The following is a 22,778-nucleotide window of genomic DNA, read 5'->3' as shown; positions in this document are numbered from 1 at the left end:
TCTCGTTCTCTTTGTTGTGGGTGAATCAGATGGTCAGGGCCAGTTCCACTACCCAGAAGCCGGGTTCCAGCAGCGGGCGGGGCAGGTCGCTGGCATACAGCGCCCGTTGGTAGCCCAGGCGCAGGTGGCTGCCGGGCAGGCTCAGTTCGGCACCGGCAGTGGCCCCGGCGAGGCGCTGTGAAGGCTTGCCTTCGGCAGTGCGGGTCCAGCCCAGGTCCAGGCCGATGTAGGGGCGTACCTGCAGGGGAGCCGTCCAGCGCTCCGGCAGCGGCTGACTGACGGTGTTGCGCCAGACGGCGCTGCTGGCACCTGAGTAGGTACGCAGGCGAAACCCGCGCACGGCCGAATCGTCGCTGGCCAGCAACTGCTCGACGGCGGGTAGCGGGTCACTGCTGTACTGCAGAGCCAGTTCGCTCTGCCAGCGCCATGGGTGGCTGGCCGGGCCTTGGCGCAGGTGCAGCAGGTTGGCTCGGTACTTGCGAAAATCCGGGCGCAGGCGTTCCGCTCCCAGCGGTGAGCGGTCGGCGCCGAAGGCATCGATGCCCTGGGCGACACCGAGGTAGCCATTCCACAGGCCGCCCTGGAGCCACAGCAGGTTGATACCCGCTTCCAAGGAGACCAGGGTGGGGCTCTGCTGGACGATCACCGCGCCCGCGCTGCGGTTGACCATCTGCTTGCGGTCCAGCCGGGCGCTGGCGCTGAGCATGCCTTGCTGGTTGCGCCACAGCACCCGCTCGACGCTCAGGCCCTTGTAGCTGCTGCTGCCGTCGGCTACCTGGCGGCTGTGGGGGAGCGGCGCCTCGTAGCGCAGCTCGCTGGCGCTGAGCGCGAAGGTCCAGGCGCCGTAGGGGATGCTGTAGTACAGCGAGATGCCTTGGCTTTGCCCGGGCGCATCGAGCACCGTGCCGTTCAGTGACAGGCGCAGGTCATCATTGAGGCCCAGTGGGCTGTCCAGGCCGAAGCCGAGGTTCAGGCGATGACGCCCGGTCAGGTCGCTGCCGCGGTTGTCGAAGCGGCTGTCCAGGTGCCCGCGCGAGGCCACCTTGCGCGGCTGCACGACAACCCGGGTGCCGCCCTGCAGTTCGCCGGGCAGCAACTCTGCGGACAGGTCATAAGCGCGCAGCCGGTTGAGCTGGTCGAGGCCTTGCTCCAGGGCTGGCAGGAACAGTGGCTGCCCGAGCAGGCCGGGAAAGGCGCCGGGGAGGGACAGGGGCAACTCGGGGCCGGCCATTTCGATGGACTCGACGAACCCCTCGACGATGACCAGGTTCAGCGGTGCGCCGTCTTGTGGAGGTTGCTGCAGGTAGGGCCGGCTGGTCGGGTATCCGGCTTGCACATAGCGCTGGGTGATGGCTTTCAGCAGCCCGTTGATTTCCGCGATGCCCATGCACGGGGTAATGAACCTGCGGAGGGTTGGCGTTAGCGCCGAGTCGGAAAGCTCGCGGTTGCCGGCCACGCGTACGCCAGTGATGGCCCAGCAGCGCTGGTCCTGGGGGAGGGGGGCGGTGGCGTCGTGGCTTTCGGCAGGGGCGGGTTGGCGCTGCCAGCGTTCCAGCCGCTGTTGCTGTTCCAGCTGTCGCAGCCCGCGCTGCTGATCGCGCAGTTGCTGGCTGGCCGGGTCGTCGGCCAACGCCTGTGGTGCGGCCAGCAAACCTGACAGGCAGCAGGTGAGCGCCCAGCAGGTGGCGCGATGAATGTGGAACGGCATTGAAGCACCCCGCAAATGATGTACGGATTTCGTACTCGTCTGCGTGGATGCTAAAAATTAAGGGGTTCGCCTGGATGCAGTACCCGGCCTAAGCGCTTGTAGGGCGCGTTCTTGCCTGATGGTGGGAAGCTTCCTACAGCATCAGTTGAAAGGCCCGCTATCAGGGCCGAATTTCGATCAACGTGCCATCCCGCACCAGGTCCCACACTTCCTGCATGTCGCGGTTACGCATGGCAATACACCCATCCGTCCAGTCCAGGGTATGGAAGTACCACTCCGGATACTCGTCGTTGATCGGCGTGCCATGGATCATGATCATGCTGCCGGCACTCACCCCTTCACGAGTGGCACGGGCCGCATCGTTGATGTTCGGGTAGTTGATGTGTATGGCCAGGTTGAAACGGTCGCTTTGCTTGCGCCAGTCCAGCCAGTAAAGGCCCTCGGGGGTTTTCTTGTCGCCTTCGCGCTCCTTGGCGCCTTTTGGCTGCTTGCCCAGCGAGATGCGGTAGGTTTTCAGCGGTTCGCCACGGCTGATCAGTTGCAGACGGCGCTCGGACTTGATCACCAGCACCTTGTCGATCAGCGGTTGCATGGCCTGCTGCGAAGGCGACGGGGTTTGCACTGCCGGCTGGGGCTTGCGGATGATGGTCTCGGTGAAGGCCGCCTGGGACACCGAGGTAACGCAAAGGCAGAAAAGGGCAAGCAACCAGCGCATGTAACGGTATCCCTGAAGGCTTCTAGGTGGTGGGCGAGACGTTCATCGGCGGCAGGTATTCATGGCCTATGGGGTAGTGCTGCCTGATGCGATCGCGATAGTAGCATTCTAGTGTGCGAGTGACGGTGCGGAAAGCCAGCTCGCCCCACGGAATCTCATGTTCCTCGAACAGCCGCACCTCCAGGCTTTCGACACCGACAGCGAAATCGAGGTCCGCAAGCTCGGCGCGGAAGAACACGTGCACCTGGTTGATGTGTGGCAGGTCGAACAGCTGGTACAGGCTCATGCTGCCGACCCGGGCGCAGGCCTCCTCGACGGTTTCGCGACGGGCGGCCTGGTCCAGGGTTTCGCCGTTTTCCATGAAACCGGCGGGCAGGGTCCAGAAGCCGCGGCGTGGCTCGATGGCGCGCCGGCACAGCAACACCTGGCTGCCCCAGGTCGGCAAAACGCCGGCGACGATGTTGGGGTTCTGGTAGTGGATGGTCTGGCAAACCTCGCAGACATACCGCAGGCGGCTGTCGCCCTCGGGGATCCGCTGAGTGACCGGCTGGCCGCACGCGCTGCAGAATTTCATGTGTCGTTCCTTTTGCTCCGGGCTATCTTGGCGCGCCGGCCGTGCCGTCGCAAGCGCACGGGGCTTGGGTGCTTCGCGCCTTTGGTGCATCATGCAAGGCAGGCCTTGGATATGAGCGTGCGCAATGCTGGACGAGCTACTTCGCCGAATGAGCAACCACCAACCCGCATCACTGGAAACCGACCGGCGGTTCCCCGAAGCGGCGGTCCTCTTGCCCATTACCCGCAGCGAAGCGCCCGAGCTGGTCCTGACCCTGCGCGCCAAGGGCCTGTCCACCCACGGCGGCGAAGTGGCTTTTCCCGGTGGCCGCCGCGACCCGGAAGACCCGGACCTGGTGTTCACCGCGCTACGTGAAGCCGAAGAAGAAATCGGCCTGCCACCAGGCCTGGTGGAAGTGATCGGCCCGCTCAGCCCGCTGATTTCGCTGCACGGCCTGAAAGTGACGCCATTCGTCGGGCTCATCCCCGATTTTGTCGAATACCGTGCCAATGATGCCGAGATCGCGGCAGTATTCACCGTGCCGCTGGAATTCTTCCGCCAGGACCCGCGCGACCATACCCATCGTATCGATTACCAGGGGCGCAGCTGGTATGTGCCCAGCTATCGCTATGGCGAATACAAGATCTGGGGGTTGTCGGCGATCATGATCGTCGAACTGGTCAACCTGCTGTTCGATGCCGGCATCAGCCTGCACCAGCCCCCGGAGCGTTACATCGAAAACTGAGCGGGGCCAACCCCGTCGTCTGCGTTGCAGCCTGAGGAGCAAGCATGAAATACCGCCTGGGCGACCTGCGGGTCGAGAGCCACCCCACCAGTTGGGCCGCACCCAACGCCACGCTGATTGGCAAGGTGCGCCTGCAGGCCGATGCCAGCGTGTGGTTTGGCGCGGTGCTGCGCGGGGACAACGAGCTGATCGACATTGGCGAAGGCAGCAACGTGCAGGATGGCACGGTGATGCACACTGACATGGGCTCGCCGCTGACCCTGGGCAAGGGCGTGACCGTTGGCCACAACGCCATGCTGCATGGTTGCACGGTGGGCGACTACAGCCTGGTCGGTATCAACGCGGTCATCCTCAATGGCGCGCGTATCGGCAAGCATTGCATCATTGGCGCCAATGCGCTGATTGCAGAAGGCAAGGAGATCCCCGACGGTTCGCTGGTGATGGGTTCGCCGGGCAAGGTGGTGCGCGAGCTGACCGAACAGCAGAAACGCATGCTTGAAGCCAGTGCCGCGCATTACGTGCACAATGCCCAGCGTTATGCACGGGAGTTGGTGGTTGATGATGAGTGATGTAGTGGAGCGGCCGGTGGCCTCGCCGTGCGTGAGCATCTGTGCACTGGACGAGCAGGATATCTGCACCGGTTGCCAGCGAAGCGTGGCGGAAATCAGCCGCTGGGGGCGGATGGACAACGACGAGCGCCGGGCTGTGCTCAAGCGTTGCCATGAAAGGGCCGTGGAGGCTGGCCTCATCCTGTAGGCTGACGCGCCCCCCTGTAGGAGCAGCCTTGTGCTGCGAAGAGGCCAGCAAGGCAAAAGGTGTTCGTTTGTAGTTATGGCCTCTTCGCTCGCCCGCCCCTGTGGGAGCGGGTTTACCCGCGAACCAGCCAGCGGTAATCTGTGCCGCTTGCCCACAGACTACCCGCCATGTTCTATCTGATTGCCTACATCAGCAGCGTAGTGCTGATCAACTACGCCTTCTCCAGCGCGCCGCACCTGGACATCATCTGGTCCGCCTGGGGCGGCCTGGTGTTCATCCTGCGCGACATGGTGCAAACCCGCTTCGGCCATGGCGCCCTGGTCGCCATGCTGGCGGCGCTGGTGCTGTCCTACGTCACCTCGGAACCGGCCATCGCCCTGGCCAGCGCCACCGCCTTCTTCATTTCCGAACTGATCGACTGGCTGGTGTTCAGCATCACCCGCCGACCGCTGCGCGACCGCCTGTGGCTGAGCTCGGCGCTGAGCATCCCGGTCGACACCTTCATCTTCTTCGGCATGATCGGTGCCCTGACCCCAGCCGTGATCGGCACCGCCATGGCCTCGAAATTCGCCGGTGTCACCGCCGTGTGGCTGGCCATGGCATTTCGCGCCCGACGGGCCGCCGTGGCGGGTTGATGGTGTAGAATAGCGGTCCTTTTTCAGCGGGCGGCGCCAAGCCTGGTGCGGCCCCGGACGCCTTCGAGGACCTGAAATGACCCGTATCGGAACCCCCTTGTCGCCCACTGCGACCCGTGTACTGCTCTGCGGCTGTGGCGAGCTGGGCAAGGAAGTGGTGATCGAGCTGCAGCGCCTGGGCGTCGAAGTGATCGCCGTCGACCGCTACGCCAATGCCCCGGCGATGCAGGTGGCGCACCGCAGCCACGTGGTCAACATGCTCGATGGCGTGGCCCTGCGCGCGGTGATCGAGGCCGAGAAGCCGCACTACATCGTCCCTGAAATCGAGGCCATCGCCACCGCCACCTTGGTCGAGCTGGAAAACGAAGGTTTCAACGTGGTGCCGACCGCCCGCGCCACCCAGCTCACCATGAACCGTGAAGGCATCCGCCGCCTGGCCGCCGAAGAGCTGGACCTGCCGACCTCGCCGTACCACTTCGCCGACACCTATGAAGACTACGCCAAGGCCGTGGCCGATGTCGGCTACCCGTGCGTGGTCAAGCCGGTGATGAGCTCGTCGGGCAAGGGCCAGAGCCTGCTGCGCAGCGATGCCGACCTGCAGAAGTCGTGGGCGTACGCCCAGGAAGGCGGCCGCGCCGGCAAAGGCCGGGTCATCGTCGAGGGCTTCATCGACTTCGAATACGAAATCACCCTGCTGACCGTGCGCCACGTCGGTGGCACCACCTTCCTCGAGCCAGTCGGCCACCGCCAGGAGAAGGGTGACTACCAGGAATCGTGGCAGCCGCAGGCCATGAGCCCGAAGGCGCTGGCCGAGTCGCAGCGGGTGGCCAAGGCGGTCACCGATGCCCTGGGCGGTCGTGGCCTGTTTGGCGTGGAACTGTTCGTGAAGGGCGACCAGGTGTGGTTCAGCGAAGTCTCGCCGCGCCCGCATGACACCGGCCTGGTGACCCTGATTTCCCAGGACCTGTCGCAGTTTGCCCTGCATGCCCGCGCCATTCTTGGCCTGCCAATTCCGGTTGTGCGCCAGTTCGGCCCTTCGGCTTCGGCGGTGATCTTGCCCGAGGGGCAGTCGCAGCAGACCAGCTTTGCCAACCTGGGTGCGGCGCTGAGCGAGCCGGATACCGCCATTCGCCTGTTCGGCAAGCCGGAAATCAACGGTACCCGCCGCATGGGCGTGTGTCTGGCGCGTGACGAATCGGTCGAAGCGGCGCGTGCCAAGGCGACCCGTGCTTCGCAGGCGGTCAAGGTCGAGTTCTGATCCGATTGGGGCTGCAACGCGGCCCCATTTACTTACAGCTGCGTATTGCGGGTCTCTTTCAGGCACAGCACGGCAATCAAGCTGATCACCGCCGCCACCGAAACATAACCCCCCACCCAGCTCAACCCACCCATGCTCACCAGCTTCTGGGCAAAGAACGGTGCCGCCGAGGCGCCGACGATGCCGCCCAGGTTATAGGCCGCCGAAGCGCCGGTATAACGCACGTGGGTCGGGAACAGTTCAGGCAGCAGTGCCCCCATCGGCGCAAAGGTCACGCCCATCAGGAACAGTTCGATGGCCAGGAACAGCGCCACGCCTGCGGTCGACCCCGAAGTCAGCAGCGGCTCCATGGTAAAGCCCGAGGCCACCGCCAGCAGGCCGCCGACGATCAGCACTGGTTTGCGCCCGTAGCGGTCGCTGAGCCAGGCCGACAGTGGTGTGGCCAGGGCCATGAACACCACCGCGAAGCACAGCAGGCCAAGGAACGTCTCGCGGCTGTAGCCCAGCGTGGTCACGCCATAACTCAGCGAGAACACCGTGGAGATGTAGAACAGCGCGTAGCACACCACCATCGCCGCTGCGCCCAGCAGGGTCGGCAGCCAGTATCTGGAAAACAGGTCGACCACCGGCATTTTCACCCGCTCGTGGCGGGCGACGGCCTTGGCGAACACCGGGCTTTCTTCCAGCTTCAGGCGCACATACAGGCCCACCAGTACCAGCGCGGCGCTGAGCAGGAACGGAATGCGCCAGCCCCACTCGCGGAACTGCTCGTCGCTGAGCACCAGGGCCAGGGTCAGGAACAGGCCGTTGGCGGCCAAAAAGCCGATCGACGGGCCCAGCTGCGGGAACATGCCGAACCAGGCGCGCTTGCCTTCGGGCGCGTTCTCGGTGGCCAGCAAGGCCGCGCCACCCCATTCGCCACCCAGGCCCAGGCCTTGGCCAAAGCGCAGCAGGCAGAGGATGATCGGCGCCCAGACACCAATGCTGTCGTAGCCCGGCAGCACGCCGATGGCCGTGGTGGACACGCCCATCAGCAGCAGCGAGGCGACCAGGGTCGACTTGCGGCCGATACGGTCGCCAAAGTGGCCGAACAGTGCCGAACCCAGCGGGCGCGCCAGGAAGGCGATACCGAAGGTGAGGAAGGCCGCCAGCATCTGCGCGGTGCCCGACCCGGACGGGAAGAACACCGGGCCGATCACCAAGGCGGCGGCAGTGGCGTAGACGTAGAAATCGTAGAACTCGATGGCGGTGCCGATGAAGCTGGCAGTGGCTACCCGCGCGGGCGAGTTGACCGGCGCGGCAGGCGCTTCGGCATAGGTGCTGCTGGTTGTCATTGAATAGGTCCCTGACAGTCTGGTCCGGCTCCATTGGGATAAGCCCCGCGGCGTGCAATGCAAAAGGGCAGGCACGGTGGCGCGGGCGCCGGAGCGTTTTGTTGTTGTGTGCGCCCGACTGACGATAGCCCAAGGGGGATAGGGGCGGGGGCGGGCACTGTTCGGGGTGTTGAAGCAGGACCGCGGGGCGTGTCAGTGGAGCGGACTGGCCGTGGAGCGCCGGGTGCGGGTAGCAGGCGGGACGGCGGGGCTGGGTAAGCGTGACCCGAGTATAGCTATCGGGTCACGGTCCACACCAGTACCTTGCTGGCACAATTGTCCTCTGTTTCGAGGATTTCCAGGCGATAGCGGCCGATCTTCAGGCAAACGGCGCTTTCCGGGATGCTTTCCAGCGCTTCGGTGACCAGCCCGTTGAGGGTCTTCGGCCCGCCGTCGCAGGGCAGGTGCCAGCCCAGGCTGCGGTTGATCTCGCGCAGCGAAGCGGTGCCGTCGATGACGAAGGTGCCATCGGGCTGCGGGTGCACGTGGGGGTTGTCCAGGCTGTGTTCATCCTCGAACTCGCCAACGATCTCTTCGAGGATGTCTTCCAGGGTAACGATGCCCAGCACTTCGCCGTACTCGTCCACCACCACGCCCAGGCGGCGCTGCTGCTTGTGGAAGTTCAGCAGCTGCATTTGCAGGGGCGTGCTCTCGGGCACGAAATAGGGCTCGTAGCAGGCGCCGAGCAGCATCTCCAGGGTCAGCTCGGCCTTGGGCAGCAGGTGGCTGATCAGCTTGGTATTGAGGATTGCTTCAACCTGGTTGATGTCGCTGTGGTACACCGGCAGGCGGGTGTGGCGGCTGACGATCAGTTGCTCGATGATGCGCTCGATCGGCTCGTCGAGGCTGATGCCGTCCACTTCGTTGCGCGGTACCAGGATGTCGTTGACGGTCATCTTGTCCAGTGACTGCAGGCCGTCGAGCAGGCCGTGGCGCGGTGCTTCGTGTTCCTCATCCTCGTCGAACTCGTCGGCTTCCTGCGGGTGCAGGGCCACGGCCGTGGGTTGTACACGGAACGGACGCAGGATCAGCTTGGCAATGCCATCCAGCAGGCAGGCCAGCGGTTGCAGCAGGGCGAGGGGTACTTTCAGCAGGCTGGTGCCGAGGCTGACGAACGCTTGCGGGTTGCGCCGGGCCAGGCGCCGCGGCAGGTATTCGGCAAACACCAGCAGGACGAGGGTGGCGGCCAACCCGGCCAGCCAGAAGCCGTGCTCGCCGCTATGGCGCTGGCCGAGCAGGCAGGCCAGGCCCAGCACCAGCAGCTTGCCCAGGCTGGCGCACAGCACCAGGGCCTGGGCCGGCAGCACGGGCTGGCCGTCGTCGCCGACACGCAGCGCGCCATTGAGTTGCAGGCGGGCGGCATCCACCGCGGTGAATAGCGCCGACCACAACAGCGCCAGTGCCAGGGTGCCGAATAGCGGTGCGTACGGCAGGGTATCCATGGGCGGCCGTCAGATATGCAGGATGAATTCGCGAACCAGCTTGCTGCCGAAATAGGCCAGCATCAGCAGGCAGAAACCGGCCAGCGTCCAGCGGATGGCCTTGTGGCCACGCCAGCCCAGGCGGGTACGGCCCCACAGCAGCACGCTGAACACCACCCAGGCGATACAGGCCAGCAGAGTCTTGTGTACCAGATGCTGGGCGAACAGGTTGTCGAGGAACAGCCAGCCGGAGATCAGCGACAGCGACAGCAGGCACCAGCCAGCCCAGAGGAAGCCGAACAGCAGGCTTTCCATGGTTTGCAGCGGCGGGAAGTTGCGGATCAGCCCGGATGGGTGCTTGTTCTTCAGTTGGCGGTCTTGCAGCAGCAACAGCAGGGCCTGGAACACCGCAATGGTGAACAGCCCATAGGCCAGGATCGACAGCAGGATATGCGCGAGGATGCCCGGCTCTTCGTTGACCAGCGGCACCGTGCCGGGGGGCGCGAACTGGGCCAGCAGCGCGGTCACCGCGCCCAGCGGGAACAGCAGCACCAGCAGGTTTTCCACGGGTATGCGCAAGCAGGCCAGCAGGGTCAGGGCGATGACGGCCACGGCGATCAGGCTGGCGGCACTGAAGAAGTCCAGGCTCAGGCCCAGCGGGGTGATCAGCTGGAAGAACAGCGCACCGGCCTGGGCGAGTACCGCGAAGGCACCCAGCAGGGCAAGCAGGCGCTTGTCGGCCTTGCGGTTCTGGGCAAGGTAAGAGCCCTGGTAGATGGCCGCTGCTATATATAGGCCGGCGGCGATCAGGTTGGGGATGAGGCTGGGTGAGGAGAACATAAGTCCTGGTTGGCGAGCCTTAAAGAGACGGAGTTTGGCATAGATCGCGCTGGTCTAGGAAGACTGGCAGACTGCGGTGCGGCATTCGCGGGCGCGCCCGCTCCCACAGGGATCGCGCCGCTCTTCAGGATGGTGATGTTCCTGTGGGAGCAGGTTCACCCGCGAAGAGGCCGGCACAGCCACCGAATATCTACCCGGCCGCCAGCAAGGTGTGCGCCGCCGCCGCACTTCGCTATAATCGCCGCCTTGCTGTGCCCGGCGGGTATGCATTCCCCCCTGGGCGCCTGACAAACCTCGGCTTTTACTGGGCCTGAAAGGATCACCATGTTCGAAAACCTGACCGACCGCCTGTCACAGACGCTGCGCCATGTCACCGGCAAGGCCAAGCTGACCGAAGACAACATCAAGGACACGCTGCGCGAAGTGCGCATGGCCCTGCTCGAGGCCGACGTTGCCCTGCCGGTGGTCAAGGATTTCGTCAACAGCGTCAAGGACCGTGCAGTCGGCACCGAAGTGTCGCGCAGCCTGACCCCGGGCCAGGCGTTCGTGAAGATCGTCCAGGCCGAGCTGGAAAGCCTGATGGGCGCGGCCAACGAAGACCTCGCACTGAACGCCGCTCCGCCAGCCGTGGTGTTGATGGCCGGCTTGCAGGGTGCCGGTAAGACCACCACCGCCGGCAAGCTGGCGCGCTTCCTCAAGGAGCGCAAGAAAAAGAGCGTGATGGTGGTGTCCGCCGACGTCTACCGCCCGGCGGCGATCAAGCAGCTGGAAACCCTGGCCAACGACATCGGCGTCACCTTCTTCCCGTCCGACATCAGCCAGAAGCCGGTGGCCATCGCTGAAGCGGCCATCCGCGAAGCCAAGCTGAAGTTCATCGACGTGGTCATCGTCGACACCGCCGGCCGTCTGCACATCGACGCCGACATGATGGACGAGATCAAGGCTCTGCATGCCGCGGTCAAGCCGATCGAGACCCTGTTCGTGGTCGACGCCATGACCGGCCAGGACGCGGCCAACACCGCCAAGGCCTTTGGCGAGGCGCTGCCGCTGACCGGCGTGGTGCTGACCAAGGTCGACGGTGACGCCCGTGGCGGTGCCGCGCTGTCGGTGCGTGCCATCACCGGCAAGCCGATCAAGTTCATCGGTATGGGCGAGAAGACCGAAGCCCTCGAACCGTTCCACCCCGACCGCGTCGCCTCGCGCATCCTCGGCATGGGTGACGTGCTCAGCCTGATCGAGCAGGCCGAGCAGAACATCGACAAGGCCAAGGCCGACAAGCTGGCCAAGAAGCTGAAGAAGGGCAAGGGCTTCGATCTCGAAGACTTCCGTGACCAGCTGCAGCAGATGAAGAACATGGGCGGCCTCGGCGGCCTGATGGACAAGCTGCCGAGCATCGGCGGGGTCAACCTGTCGCAGATGGGCAACGCCCAGGGCGCCGCCGAGAAGCAGTTCAAGCAGATGGAAGCGATCATCAACTCCATGACCCCGGCCGAGCGCCGTGATCCGGAGCTGATCAGCGGCTCGCGCAAGCGCCGCATTGCCATCGGTTCCGGCACCCAGGTGCAGGACGTCGGCCGCCTGATCAAGCAGCACAAGCAAATGCAGAAGATGATGAAGAAATTCTCCGCCAAGGGCGGCATGGCCAAGATGATGCGCGGCCTTGGCGGGATGCTGCCGGGCGGCGGCATGCCGAAGCTGTAACCCCTATTCCGGGGGCCTGCCGTTTGTCCGGCAGGCGTCCAGAACCCCCGTCGTGGCGGGGCAATGGCCGCGGATTTCGCGGCTCAACCGGCAGATCTGGACGGCAGGGCAGGGCCTTGCCGAAAAAGTCATTTGCAAATGTCCGTGTATTCCCCGAGAATATGCGGCCTTTTGGGCACCCGTGTGCCTATTTGGCATTCAGATTTGCAGTACCAGCTGCTGTATCAACTGCAGCACCGACTATAGGAACGATGTTCACATGGTAACCATTCGTCTGGCCCGTGGCGGCTCGAAAAAGCGCCCATTCTACCACCTGACCGTGACCAACTCGCGTAACGCCCGTGACGGCCGTTTCGTTGAGCGCGTAGGTTTCTTCAACCCGATCGCTGCTGGCGCCGAAGTCAAGCTGTCGGTCAACCAAGAGCGCGTCAACTACTGGCTGAGCCAGGGTGCACAGCCGTCTGAGCGCGTTGCTCAGCTGCTGAAGGACGCTGCCAAGGCTGCTGCCTGAGTAGTATGAACGCGACGCCAGAAAAGGCTGACGACCTCATCGTCGTTGGCAAGATTTTTTCGGTTCACGGCGTTCGCGGCGAGGTGAAGGTGTATTCCTTTACCGATCCGATTGAAAACCTGTTGGATTATCCGCGCTGGACGCTTCGGCACGAAGGCAAGGTAAAGCAGGTCGAGCTGGTCAACGGTCGTGGCTCCCAGAAGGGCCTGGTCGTGAAGCTGAAAGGCCTCGATGATCGCGATGAAGCCCGTCTTCTGAGCGGTTACGAAATCTGCATTCCGCGGAGCCTTCTGCCCAACCTGGCTGCTGACGAGTACTACTGGTACCAGTTGGTCGGCCTGAAGGTCATCAACCAGGACGAACAACTGTTCGGCAAGGTCGATCACCTGTTGGAGACCGGTGCGAACGATGTAATGGTGGTCAAGCCCTGCGCAGGCAGCCTGGATGATCGCGAGCGTCTGTTGCCCTATACGGCGCAATGCGTGCTCGATATCGACCTGGAAGCAGGCGTGATGCGGGTTGAATGGGACGCGGACTTCTAAACGATGGGTAACCTTCGCGTAGACGTCATCACGTTGTTCCCCGAGATGTTCTCGGCCATCACGGAGTACGGCATTACCAGCCGCGCGGTGAAACAGGGGTTGCTTCAGGTGACTTGCTGGAACCCGCGGGACTACACCACAGATCGTCACCACACGGTGGATGATCGGCCGTTTGGCGGTGGTCCGGGCATGGTGATGAAAATCAAGCCTCTGGAAGATGCCCTGGTTAGCGCCAGGCAAGCGACCGGAGCAGCGGCGAGGGTGATCTACCTTTCGCCACAAGGCCGCAAGCTGACTCAGCAGGCGGTCAAAGGCCTGGCCGAACAGGAATCGTTGATCCTGATCGCCGGTCGTTATGAAGGCATCGACGAGCGCTTTATCGAGGCTCATGTCGATGAGGAGTGGTCGATTGGCGACTATGTGCTTTCCGGTGGCGAGCTGCCGGCCATGGTACTGATCGATGCGGTTACACGGCTGCTGCCCGGAGCTTTAGGGCATGTGGACTCGGCGGAAGAAGATTCCTTCACCGACGGTCTGCTCGATTGCCCGCACTACACCCGACCTGAGGTGTATGCGGATCAGCGTGTTCCCGACGTGTTGCTAAGTGGCAACCATGCACACATCCGGCGTTGGAGAATGAAGCAGTCCCTTGGTAGGACCTTCGAACGACGCGCCGATCTTCTGGAAAGTCGCTCGCTTTCTGGAGAAGAGAAGAAGCTGCTCGAGGAATATCTCCGCGAGCGGGACGATAGTTAAACGTATCGATGGTGGATCACGTATCCATCTTAGGAGCACAGCATGACCAACAAGATCATCCAGCAGCTCGAAGCCGAGCAGATGAGCAAGGAAATCCCGACCTTCGCACCAGGCGACACCGTTGTCGTTCAGGTTAAAGTGAAGGAAGGTGAGCGTTCCCGTCTGCAGGCGTTCGAAGGCGTCGTTATCGCCAAGCGTAACCGCGGTCTGAACAGCGCCTTCACCGTGCGCAAGATCTCCAGCGGCGTTGGCGTAGAGCGTACCTTCCAGACCTACAGCCCGCAAATCGACAGCCTGGCCGTGAAACGTCGTGGTGACGTGCGTAAAGCCAAGCTGTACTACCTGCGCGACCTGTCCGGCAAAGCCGCTCGCATCAAGGAAAAACTGTCCTGAGTGCAGTTTGCCCGGTGGCCGAGGCCGCCTAGCGAGAAAAAAGCAGCCTTCGGGCTGCTTTTTTGCGTTTTGACCCCCGAAGATGTGATTGCCATGACTACCCGAGAGCAGGAAATCCTGCGCCGCACCGAACTGTCGGTGACCCGCGTGACCAAGGCGGTGTTCCCCAACACCACCAACCACCACAACACCCTGTTCGGCGGCACCGCCCTGGCCTGGATGGACGAAGTGTCGTTCATTGCTGCCACGCGCTTCTGCCGCCTGCCACTGGTGACCGTGTCCACTGACCGCATCGACTTCAAGCACCCGATCCCGGCGGGCTCGATCGTGGAGTTGGTGGGGTCGGTCATCAAGGTGGGTAATACCAGCTTGCAGGTGCAGGTGGATGTGTTCGTCGAGAACATGTACCTGGATGGGCGCGAGCGAGCGATTCACGGGGTGTTCAGCTTCGTCGCCATCGACGAGGACAAGCGGCCGGTGCCGGTTTTGCCCCAGGCCTGAGCCCATCCTGGGCCTGACGCGGCCCCTGTAGGAGCGGCCTTGTGTCGCGATGGGCTGCACAGCAGCCCCAAGATGGTACAGCCCTTGGAATCCTGGGGCTGCTGTGCAGCCCATCGCGACACAAGGCCGCTCCTACAAGGCCCGCGTCAGCTGCCCAAGCCCCTGATTGGGCACGACAACTTGTCAGCTGCTGTGAAACACTAGCCCCACCTCCAACACCCAGCAGCCCCGAATGCCCGCCCTAGACCACCCCCTGATCGACCAGTTCCTCGACGCCCTGTGGCTTGAAAAGGGCCTGTCCGACAACACCCGCATGTCCTACCGCAGCGACCTGGCCCTGTTCAACGGCTGGTTGCAGGAACACGGCGTCAGCTTGCCCGATGCCGGTCGCGACCTGATTCTCGACCACCTGGCCTGGCGCCTCGACCAAGGCTACAAGCCGCGCTCCACGGCACGCTTCCTGTCCGGCCTGCGCGGTTTCTTCCGCTACCTGCTGCGGGAAAAGCTGGTGGCCATCGACCCGACCCTGCAAGTCGACATGCCGCAACTGGGCAAGCCGCTGCCCAAGTCGTTGTCCGAAGCCGACGTCGAAGCCTTGCTGCAGGCCCCGGACCTGAGCGAAGCCATTGGCCAGCGTGACCGCGCCATGCTCGAAGTCCTCTACGCCTGCGGCCTGCGGGTCACCGAACTGGTCAGCCTGGCCCTCGATCAGGTCAACCTGCGCCAGGGCGTGCTGCGGGTGATGGGCAAGGGCAGCAAGGAGCGCCTGGTGCCCATGGGCGAAGAGGCGGTGCTTTGGTTGCAACGCTACCTGCGCGATGGCCGCGCCGAACTGCTCAATGGCCGCCCCAGCGATGTCTTGTTCCCCAGCCAGCGTGGCGAGCAGATGACCCGCCAGACCTTCTGGCATCGCATCAAGCATCATGCGCGGGTCGCCGGTATCGACAAACCGCTGTCGCCGCATACCCTGCGCCATGCCTTCGCTACTCATCTGCTCAACCATGGTGCCGACCTTCGCGTGGTGCAGATGCTGCTGGGCCATAGTGACCTTTCGACCACGCAGATCTACACCCATGTCGCCAAGGCCCGCCTGCAGCAATTGCATGCCCAGCACCACCCGCGTGGATGAATGTTTTTCATGTTCCGCCGACTGGTCCTTGCAAGGCCCTTCACTGGCGGTGTGATGTGGTAGGCTTGAGCGGTTTGCACCAAGGGCCGCACGGTCACCGCGTATTTTCCGCAGGTGGCGCCCTCCGGCCCCTGTCCGCCTTCAGGAGTTCCCATGCGCGTGACCCAGTTTTTCGCCGCCGCCGCGTTGGCGCTGGCCAGTACCTTTGCCGTTGCCGCGGCAACCGACAGCAATACCGCTGCCGAGCAGGCCATCCGTAAGTCATTGCAGAACCTCGAGCTGGAAGTGCCCGTCGAAAGCGTGGCCAGCAGCCCGGTCAGTGGCCTGTATGAAGTCAAGCTGCAGGGCGGCCGCGTGCTGTATGCCAGCGGCGACGGCCAATTCGTGATGCAGGGCTACCTGTTCCAGATCCAGGACGGTAAGCCGGTCAACCTCACCGAGAAGACCGAGCGCCTGGGCATTGCCAAGCTCATCAACGGCATTCCAGCCGCCGAGATGGTGGTTTATCCTGCCAAAGGCGAGACCAAGTCGCACATCACCGTGTTCACCGACACCACCTGCCCGTACTGCCACAAGCTGCACGCCGAGGTGCCCGAGCTCAACCGCCGCGGTATCGAAGTGCGCTATGTCGCCTTCCCGCGTCAGGGCCTCGGTTCGTCGGGTGACCAGCAGTTGCAGGCCGTCTGGTGTTCCAGCGACCGCCGTGCGGCGATGGACAAGATGGTCGAGGGTGAGGAAATCAAGGCCGCCAAGTGCGCCAACCCGGTCAGCAAGCAGTTCCAGCTGGGCCAGTCGATCGGCGTCAACGGCACGCCGGCGATCGTCCTTGAAAGCGGCCAGGTCATTCCGGGCTACCAGCCGGCACCGCAGGTCGCCAAGCTGGCATTGGCCAAGTAATCCAATTCAGTACGCCGTCGTCATGGGGTGACGGCATGTTTCACGGTCGGCATAGGTGTCGGCCGTTCAATGGGGAGTTCACAGTGAAACCGGTCAAAGTAGGCATCTGTGGGTTGGGGACCGTCGGTGGCGGAACCTTCAATGTACTTCAGCGCAACGCCGAGGAGATCGCCCGCCGTGCCGGGCGCGGTATTGAAGTGGCACAGATTGCCATGCGCTCGCAGAACCCGAACTGCCAGATTACCGGTACCCCCATTACCGCTGATGTGTTCGAAGTTGCGAGCAACCCGGAGATCGACATTGTCATCGAGCTGATCGGTGGCTACACCGTGGCCCGCGAACTGGTGCTCAAGGCCATCGAAAACGGCAAGCACGTGGTCACCGCCAACAAGGCGCTGATTGCCGTGCACGGCAACGAAATCTTCGCCAAGGCCCGCGAGAAGGGCGTGATCGTCGCCTTCGAAGCGGCTGTGGCCGGTGGCATCCCGGTGATCAAGGCCATCCGCGAAGGCCTGTCGGCCAACCACATCAACTGGCTGGCCGGCATCATCAACGGCACCGGCAACTTCATCCTCACCGAAATGCGTGAGAAGGGCCGCGCCTTCCCGGACGTGCTGGCCGAAGCCCAGGCGCTGGGTTACGCCGAAGCCGACCCGACCTTCGACGTTGAAGGCATCGATGCCGCGCACAAGCTGACCATCCTGGCCTCGATCGCTTTCGGCATCCCGCTGCAATTCGACAAGGCCTACACCGAAGGCATCACCCAGCTGACCACTGCTGACGTGAACTATGCCGAGGCCCTGGGCTACCGCATCAAGCACCTGGGTGTGGCCCGCCGCACTGCCGAAGGTATCGAGCTGCGCGTACACCCGACGCTGATCCCGGCCGACCGCCTGATCGCCAACGTCAACGGCGTGATGAACGCCGTCATGGTCAACGGCGACGCCGCTGGCTCCACCCTGTACTACGGCGCCGGTGCCGGCATGGAGCCTACCGCTTCGTCGGTGGTCGGTGATCTGGTCGATGTGGTCCGTGCCATGACCTCCGACCCGGAAAACCGCGTGCCGCACCTGGCCTTCCAGCCGGATTCGCTGTCGGCCCACCCGATCCTGCCGATCGAGGCCTGCGAAAGCGCCTACTACCTGCGCATCCAGGCCAAGGATCACCCGGGCGTACTGGCCCAGGTGGCCAGCATCCTCTCGGAGCGTGGCATCAACATCGAATCGATCATGCAGAAGGAAGCCGAGGAACAGGACGGCCTGGTGCCGATGATCCTGCTGACCCATCGCGTGGTCGAGCAGCGCATCAACGACGCTATCGTCGCCCTGGAAGCCCTGCAGGACGTCATCGGCAAGGTCGTGCGCATTCGCGTCGAGCAGCTCAACTAACAATAGTGCCGTGGGGCCGCCAGCGCGGCCCCGGCCCCAGTATCGAAGGTTTGCACCCATGCGCTATATCAGTACCCGCGGCCAGGCTCCGGCCCTCAATTTCGAAGACGTCCTGCTGGCTGGCCTGGCCAGCGACGGCGGCCTGTACGTCCCGGAAAACCTGCCACGCTTCACCCAGGAAGAAATCGCCTCGTGGGCTGGCCTGCCGTACCACGAACTTGCTTTCCGGGTGATGCGCCCGTTCGTCGAAGGCAGCATCGCCGACGCCGACTTCAAGAAGATCCTCGAGGAAACCTACGGCGAGTTCGCCCACGCCGCGGTTGCCCCGCTGCGTCAATTGAACAGCAACGAGTGGGTGCTGGAGCTGTTCCACGGCCCGACCCTGGCGTTCAAGGACTTCGCCCTGCAACTGCTCGGCCGCCTGCTGGACCACGTGCTGGCCAAGCGCAACGAGCGCGTGGTGATCATCGGCGCCACCAGTGGTGACACCGGTTCCGCCGCCATCGAAGGTTGCCGCCGTTGCGACAACGTCGACATCTTCATCCTGCACCCGCACCAGCGCGTGTCGGAAGTGCAGCGCCGGCAAATGACCACCATCTTCGGCGACAACATCCACAACATCGCCATCGAAGGCAACTTCGACGACTGCCAGGAAATGGTCAAGGCCAGCTTCGCCGACCAGTCGTTCCTCAAGGGCACCCGCCTGGTTGCGGTCAACTCGATCAACTGGGCGCGGATCATGGCCCAGATCGTCTACTACTTCCACGCTGCCCTGCAGCTGGGTGGCCCGGCGCGTTCCGTGGCGTTCTCGGTGCCGACCGGCAACTTCGGCGACATCTTCGCCGGCTACCTGGCACGTAACATGGGCCTGCCGGTCAGCCAGCTGATCGTCGCCACCAACCGCAACGACATCCTGCACCGCTTCATGAGCGGCAACCAGTACGTCAAGGAAACTTTGCACGCGACCCTGTCGCCGTCGATGGACATCATGGTCTCGTCCAACTTCGAGCGCCTGCTGTTCGACCTGCACGGCCGCAACGGCGGCGCCATTGCCGAGCTGATGGCCAACTTCAAGCAAGGTGGCGGCTTCAGCGTCGAGCAAGACCGCTGGACCGAAGCGCGCAAGCTGTTCGACTCGCTGGCAGTGAGCGACGAGCAGACCTGCGAAACCATCGCCGAAGTGTTCGCCGCTACCGGCGAAGTGCTCGACCCGCACACCGCTATCGGCGTCAAGGCCGCCCGCGAGTGCCGCCGCAGCCTGGACACGCCGATGGTGGTGCTGGGCACCGCGCACCCGGTCAAGTTCCCGGAAGCGGTGGAGAAGGCCGGTGTTGGCAAGGCGCTGGAGCTGCCAGCGCACCTCAGCGACCTGTTCAGCCGTGAAGAGCGTTGCACGGTGCTGGCCAATGACCTGAAGGCCGTGCAGGGCTTTGTCAGCCAGCATGGTAACCGCGGCAAGCCTTTGTAAGCATCGGGGCCGCACTACGGCCCATCGCTGGCAAGCCAGCTCCCACCCCGACCGCATAGACCCAAGGTCATGTGCAATCCCTGTGGGAGCTGGCTTGTCGGCGATGGGCTGCGGAGCAGCCCTAATTATCCGAATCTTCCCACTGCTCCATCAGAAACATCCTATTCAGGCCGCCCAGCGCAACGCCTAAATTAGCCGGTCCTCCCATCAGGAGCGGCTCATGCACCAGCCCTACGTGTTGATCCACCAGGCTCGCCCATCCCATCAGATCCTCCTGCACCAGGCCCTCAACGCTCAGGGCATGTTCCATGTGCGCATCAGCGAAACCAGTGCAGACCTCGACGCCTGCCTGAACGCCGATCACCGCCCCGATCTGCTGATCCTTGACCACGCCATGCCAACCCGGGCCGGCCTTGCCTTGCTCGAACAGCAGCACCGAACTCGTGCTTTGCTGTTCGTCGGCCAGGCTACCCCCAAGCGCCGCAACCTTGCCCAAGAGGCCAGAAACCGGGGCCTGTGGGTGCTCGCGGAACTGTCCTGGCCACTGTCGATGCCATGCCTGCAGCGAGCTCTGCAGGCACTGCAGGTGCGCCCGTGGCGGCGTATTCAAACTGTCACGTCCGCCCCGCATGCTCACTGAAGCAGCCGCGGTGTAACGAACTTTCCGCTGCGTCTGTTGGTCAGTTCCTCTATATCCCACCACGCAGCGAGTGATCCGGATGGAAAGAATCTGCAGACTGCTCAACGAAGCCCTGACCCCCTATCAGACCCACCTCGGCGTCGCCGATGCCCAGGGTAATCGCCAACTGACCGTTCATGACCGCCTCGCCGGCATCACCTTGCGGCGCACGGTGAGCGAACGCCAGTTGCAGGAACAACGCCTGTTGGTCGACCTGGTGGATGGCCTTCACCGTGACCTGCAGATCGCCGAAGGGCGTTTGCAGCCCTGTGTGATCGCGGCATTGCAGCAGCGTCAGCAACCCCATGGAACCTTTGCCTGAGTGGTTTATCAGACACTGTAGGGGCAGCCTGGCCAGTGCTTTGCTCCGGCGCTGGCAAGGCTGTCACGGGAAGCCCCCAAGGGCTTTCGCTTGGCCCCGGGCGTGTTTCCCCAGCGCCCGGGGTTTCTTTTCTTGGGGGGCAGGCACATGTCCTTGTAGGAGCGGCCTTGTGTCGCGATGGGCCGCAAAGCGGCCCCGGCAATCTTTGCGGCGAAGCTGAAAATGTGGGGCCACTACGCGCCCCATCGCGACACAAGGCCGCTCCTACAGGGGCCGATCGGGCAGCTAGTGGTCTTCGAAGAAGCGCTTGCTCTCTTCCAGGTAGTCTTCCTGCAACGCCGGGTCCAGCCAGCGTGCATACAACCCCGGCAACACATCCCGACGCAGGGCAGGCAGCAGCTGGTCGATGTGCGCAATGGCTTCACGCCCCAGCTCGCTGTTTGAACAGCCCACATGCAGAAACTGGTAGCGGTTTACCCCTTTCACAGGGTGAAACTGGTAGTCAGCCAGCGCCCCGCCTTGCAGGTCGACCAGGTAGCGCACCTCGGGCCAGTAGCCGAGCACCATGCGCAGGCGCCCGAGCTGTTGCATCTGCAGCAGGTTGGCGGTGGCGTCGTTGCCGTAGTGGCGGCTGAACGCGGTGTCGGGCAACTGGCGCAGGATGGCGTCGATCTGTGTGCCATAGCTGCGCTCGGCGACAACACCCAGCTTCAGTGGGGTCTTGCTCAGCAGGTTGAGCAGGTCTACCTCCTGGCCGTCGAGGTAAGGCGCCACCAGCGCCTCGCTTTCCTTGCGCAGCACCAGGCCGCCACTGAGCACGCCCAGGGAAGGCACGGAAAACCTCACATATTCGGCGCGTTCCGGCGTCCACAGCAGGGTCGGGTCGCAGGTGAAACTTTTCGGGTCCTGCAGCATCTGGATGCCGCGGGCGCGGTTGACCCGCAGGATGCTGTGGTCGTACTCGGGCATCTGCCTGATCAGCAGGGGCAGCAACTGGTCGATCACCCCTTGGCCTTTTTCCGGCCCTTCCAGAATGGTGAACGGCGGCAGGTCGCGCACCAGCCAGAAGATGCGCTCCTTGGCGCTGGCTGGCTGCAGCAGTGCAGGCAGCAGCCCGCACAGCAGGACCAGGTGACATAGGCAACGGGCAGCGCGCATGGACCAGGGCCGCGCCAGGGTCAGACCGTGCCTGCTGCGCGCAGGCTGGCGATGGCCGCCGCGTCGTAGCCCAGGGTGCCGAGCAGTGCCTCGGTGTGTTCGCCCAGCGCCGGGCCTACCCACTCGGTAGAGCCGGGGGTGTCCGACAGCTTGGGCACGATCCCCGGCATGCGGAATGGCTTGCCGTCCGGCAGCTTGGCCTGCAGGAACATTTCGCGTGCCAGGTACTGCGGGTCATTGAACATGTCCTCGGCCGAATAGATGCGGCTGGCCGGTACTTCGGCGGCGTTCAGCACCTGTATCAGTTGCTCCAGCGGCAGGCTGTTGGCCCAGCGGTCGATTACCCCGTACAGCTCGTCACGGCGCAGGTCGCGGCCATCGTTGGTGGCCAGGGTCGGGTCGTCGGCCAGGTCGGTGCGGCCAATGGCTTGCATGAAGCGCTTGAAGATCGCATCGCCGTTGGCGCCGATCTGTACATGCTTGCCGTCGGCGCTGGTGTGAATGGAGGAGGGCGTGATGCCTGGCATGATGTTGCCGGTACGTTCGCGGATAAAGCCGAACACATCGAACTCCGGGACCATGCTTTCCATCATGGCGAAGATCGCTTCGTACAGGGCCACGTCCACCACCTGGCCCTGGCCGCCGTTGACTTCCCGGTGTCGCAGCGCCATCAGTGCACCGATCACACCCCACAGGGCAGCAATCGAGTCACCGATGGAAATACCCGTGCGCACCGGTGGGCGGTCGTCGAAGCCGGTGATGTAGCGCAGGCCGCCCATCGACTCGCCCACGGCGCCGAAGCCCGGCTGGTCCTTCATCGGCCCGGTCTGGCCGAAGCCCGACAGGCGCACCATTACCAGGCGCGGGTTGAGCGCGTGCAGCACGTCCCAACCCAGGCCGAGTTTTTCCAGCACGCCCGGGCGGAAGTTCTCGATCAGGATGTCGGCGTCGGCCAGCAGGCGTTTTAGAATCTCGCGGCCCTCTGGGTGCTTGAGGTTGAGGGTGAGCGACTGCTTGTTGCGGGCCTGCACGAACCACCACAGCGAAGTGCCCTCGTACAGCTTGCGCCATTTGCGCAACGGGTCGCCGCCATCGGGCGATTCGACCTTGATCACCTCGGCGCCGAATTCGGCACAGATACGCGAGGCGAACGGGCCAGCGATGAGGGTGCCGAGTTCGACAACCTTGAGACCGGCGAGGGGTTTGCTGGGCGTAGTCATGGGGCATCCGTGGCAGCTGGGCAGATGCGTGGTTTTATCATAGGTCCGAAGCGGCAGATACTGCTGCGGGGCAACGAAGGACAGTATCGGTTAGACTGTGTCACTTTTT

The 22,778-nt window shown here is 63.8% G+C and carries 25 protein-coding genes; 17 read left to right on the top strand and 8 right to left on the bottom strand.

Annotation, left to right across the window (positions count from 1 at the left end; translation table 11 throughout):
* Window positions 1-25: 25 nt before the first annotated feature.
* The 3 genes from IMX18_RS19125 to IMX18_RS19115 form a co-directional block, all read right to left on the bottom strand.
* Window positions 26-1,708, bottom strand: a complete 1,683-nt coding sequence (locus IMX18_RS19125; RefSeq protein ID WP_217190051.1) for a ShlB/FhaC/HecB family hemolysin secretion/activation protein — start codon at window positions 1,706-1,708, stop codon at window positions 26-28.
* A gap of 160 nt (window positions 1,709-1,868) precedes the next feature.
* Entirely contained in the window at window positions 1,869-2,423 is a 555-nt protein-coding gene (locus tag IMX18_RS19120; protein ID WP_013971179.1) for a L,D-transpeptidase family protein, read from the bottom strand.
* Window positions 2,424-2,445: 22 nt separating this feature from the next.
* Complete coding sequence (locus IMX18_RS19115; RefSeq protein WP_061303194.1) at window positions 2,446-2,997, bottom strand: NUDIX hydrolase; 552 nt, start codon at window positions 2,995-2,997, stop codon at window positions 2,446-2,448.
* 124 nt (window positions 2,998-3,121) lie between these two features.
* Here IMX18_RS19115 and IMX18_RS19110 point away from each other — a divergent pair, with 124 nt between their 5' ends.
* The 5 genes from IMX18_RS19110 (at window position 3,122) to purT (ending at window position 6,370) form a co-directional block, all read left to right on the top strand.
* A complete protein-coding gene (locus tag IMX18_RS19110; protein WP_003252125.1) occupies window positions 3,122-3,721 on the top strand; it encodes a CoA pyrophosphatase in 600 nt (199 codons plus the stop codon).
* A gap of 44 nt (window positions 3,722-3,765) precedes the next feature.
* Window positions 3,766-4,290, top strand: coding sequence for a gamma carbonic anhydrase family protein (locus IMX18_RS19105; RefSeq protein WP_015269134.1), 525 nt, complete (start codon window positions 3,766-3,768; stop codon window positions 4,288-4,290).
* The gene (locus tag IMX18_RS19100; protein ID WP_043935378.1) at window positions 4,280-4,477 is read left to right on the top strand and encodes a DUF1289 domain-containing protein; all 198 of its coding nucleotides are present in this window, start codon (window positions 4,280-4,282) and stop codon (window positions 4,475-4,477) included. The genes IMX18_RS19105 and IMX18_RS19100 overlap by 11 nt, the downstream gene beginning before the upstream one ends.
* 167 nt (window positions 4,478-4,644) lie before the next feature.
* Window positions 4,645-5,112 carry a 7-cyano-7-deazaguanine/7-aminomethyl-7-deazaguanine transporter gene (locus IMX18_RS19095; protein ID WP_003252131.1) on the top strand — a complete coding sequence of 156 codons (468 nt, stop codon included), beginning with the start codon at window positions 4,645-4,647 and terminating at the stop codon, window positions 5,110-5,112.
* A 76-nt stretch (window positions 5,113-5,188) separates the two neighbouring features.
* Window positions 5,189-6,370: a formate-dependent phosphoribosylglycinamide formyltransferase gene (purT, locus tag IMX18_RS19090; protein ID WP_013971185.1), complete on the top strand. Its 1,182-nt coding sequence runs from the start codon at window positions 5,189-5,191 to the stop codon at window positions 6,368-6,370.
* Between the two features lie 32 nt (window positions 6,371-6,402).
* On the opposite strand, the gene IMX18_RS19085 is transcribed toward purT, so the two are convergent.
* The 3 genes from IMX18_RS19085 to IMX18_RS19075 all read right to left on the bottom strand — a co-directional run bounded on the left by IMX18_RS19085 (window position 6,403) and on the right by IMX18_RS19075 (window position 10,004).
* Window positions 6,403-7,704 carry an MFS transporter gene (locus IMX18_RS19085; protein WP_054573205.1) on the bottom strand — a complete coding sequence of 434 codons (1,302 nt, stop codon included), beginning with the start codon at window positions 7,702-7,704 and terminating at the stop codon, window positions 6,403-6,405.
* 275 nt (window positions 7,705-7,979) lie between these two features.
* Window positions 7,980-9,185 (bottom strand): transporter associated domain-containing protein, encoded by a 1,206-nt coding sequence (locus tag IMX18_RS19080; protein WP_217190052.1) that lies wholly within the window; start codon window positions 9,183-9,185, stop codon window positions 7,980-7,982.
* A 9-nt stretch (window positions 9,186-9,194) separates the two neighbouring features.
* Window positions 9,195-10,004, bottom strand: a complete 810-nt coding sequence (locus IMX18_RS19075) for a cytochrome C assembly family protein (RefSeq protein ID WP_013971188.1) — start codon at window positions 10,002-10,004, stop codon at window positions 9,195-9,197.
* A 324-nt stretch (window positions 10,005-10,328) separates the two neighbouring features.
* On the opposite strand from IMX18_RS19075, the gene ffh reads away from it, so the two are divergent.
* From ffh to IMX18_RS19015, 12 genes are all read left to right on the top strand, one after another.
* Window positions 10,329-11,705 carry a signal recognition particle protein gene (gene ffh, locus IMX18_RS19070; RefSeq protein WP_013971189.1) on the top strand — a complete coding sequence of 459 codons (1,377 nt, stop codon included), beginning with the start codon at window positions 10,329-10,331 and terminating at the stop codon, window positions 11,703-11,705.
* 259 nt (window positions 11,706-11,964) lie between these two features.
* The gene (gene rpsP / locus IMX18_RS19065) at window positions 11,965-12,216 is read left to right on the top strand and encodes a 30S ribosomal protein S16 (RefSeq protein WP_003259424.1); all 252 of its coding nucleotides are present in this window, start codon (window positions 11,965-11,967) and stop codon (window positions 12,214-12,216) included.
* A gap of 5 nt (window positions 12,217-12,221) precedes the next feature.
* Window positions 12,222-12,758: a ribosome maturation factor RimM gene (gene rimM / locus IMX18_RS19060; RefSeq protein WP_025337913.1), complete on the top strand. Its 537-nt coding sequence runs from the start codon at window positions 12,222-12,224 to the stop codon at window positions 12,756-12,758.
* 3 nt (window positions 12,759-12,761) lie between these two features.
* Entirely contained in the window at window positions 12,762-13,514 is a 753-nt protein-coding gene (gene trmD / locus IMX18_RS19055) for a tRNA (guanosine(37)-N1)-methyltransferase TrmD (RefSeq protein WP_096009938.1), read from the top strand.
* 42 nt (window positions 13,515-13,556) lie between these two features.
* Window positions 13,557-13,907 carry a 50S ribosomal protein L19 gene (gene rplS / locus IMX18_RS19050; RefSeq protein ID WP_003252148.1) on the top strand — a complete coding sequence of 117 codons (351 nt, stop codon included), beginning with the start codon at window positions 13,557-13,559 and terminating at the stop codon, window positions 13,905-13,907.
* Between the two features lie 93 nt (window positions 13,908-14,000).
* Window positions 14,001-14,408, top strand: a complete 408-nt coding sequence (locus tag IMX18_RS19045) for an acyl-CoA thioesterase (protein ID WP_096009939.1) — start codon at window positions 14,001-14,003, stop codon at window positions 14,406-14,408.
* Window positions 14,409-14,640: 232 nt separating this feature from the next.
* Window positions 14,641-15,537: a site-specific tyrosine recombinase XerD gene (gene xerD, locus IMX18_RS19040; RefSeq protein WP_015269141.1), complete on the top strand. Its 897-nt coding sequence runs from the start codon at window positions 14,641-14,643 to the stop codon at window positions 15,535-15,537.
* Between the two features lie 153 nt (window positions 15,538-15,690).
* Window positions 15,691-16,434, top strand: a complete 744-nt coding sequence (locus IMX18_RS19035; RefSeq protein ID WP_054573208.1) for a DsbC family protein — start codon at window positions 15,691-15,693, stop codon at window positions 16,432-16,434.
* Between the two features lie 83 nt (window positions 16,435-16,517).
* Entirely contained in the window at window positions 16,518-17,822 is a 1,305-nt protein-coding gene (locus tag IMX18_RS19030; RefSeq protein WP_003259434.1) for a homoserine dehydrogenase, read from the top strand.
* 58 nt (window positions 17,823-17,880) lie between these two features.
* Complete coding sequence (thrC, locus tag IMX18_RS19025; protein ID WP_010952565.1) at window positions 17,881-19,290, top strand: threonine synthase; 1,410 nt, start codon at window positions 17,881-17,883, stop codon at window positions 19,288-19,290.
* Between the two features lie 220 nt (window positions 19,291-19,510).
* The gene (locus IMX18_RS19020; RefSeq protein ID WP_039612791.1) at window positions 19,511-19,930 is read left to right on the top strand and encodes a response regulator; all 420 of its coding nucleotides are present in this window, start codon (window positions 19,511-19,513) and stop codon (window positions 19,928-19,930) included.
* A 79-nt stretch (window positions 19,931-20,009) separates the two neighbouring features.
* Entirely contained in the window at window positions 20,010-20,291 is a 282-nt protein-coding gene (locus IMX18_RS19015; protein WP_015269143.1) for a DUF3509 domain-containing protein, read from the top strand.
* 285 nt (window positions 20,292-20,576) lie between these two features.
* Here the strand turns inward: IMX18_RS19015 and IMX18_RS19010 are convergent, their stop codons facing one another.
* Both IMX18_RS19010 and IMX18_RS19005 read right to left on the bottom strand, forming a co-directional pair.
* Entirely contained in the window at window positions 20,577-21,449 is an 873-nt protein-coding gene (locus IMX18_RS19010) for a TIGR02285 family protein (RefSeq protein WP_054573210.1), read from the bottom strand.
* A 20-nt stretch (window positions 21,450-21,469) separates the two neighbouring features.
* Window positions 21,470-22,669, bottom strand: coding sequence for a CaiB/BaiF CoA transferase family protein (locus IMX18_RS19005; RefSeq protein WP_015269145.1), 1,200 nt, complete (start codon window positions 22,667-22,669; stop codon window positions 21,470-21,472).
* Window positions 22,670-22,778 lie beyond the last annotated feature (109 nt).

This window comes from Pseudomonas shirazica (assembly GCF_015168335.1).
GTDB lineage: Bacteria > Pseudomonadota > Gammaproteobacteria > Pseudomonadales > Pseudomonadaceae > Aquipseudomonas > Aquipseudomonas asiatica.
The sequence above is the reverse complement of the archived record's forward strand: the minus strand, read 5'-3'. Positions and strand labels throughout refer to the sequence as shown.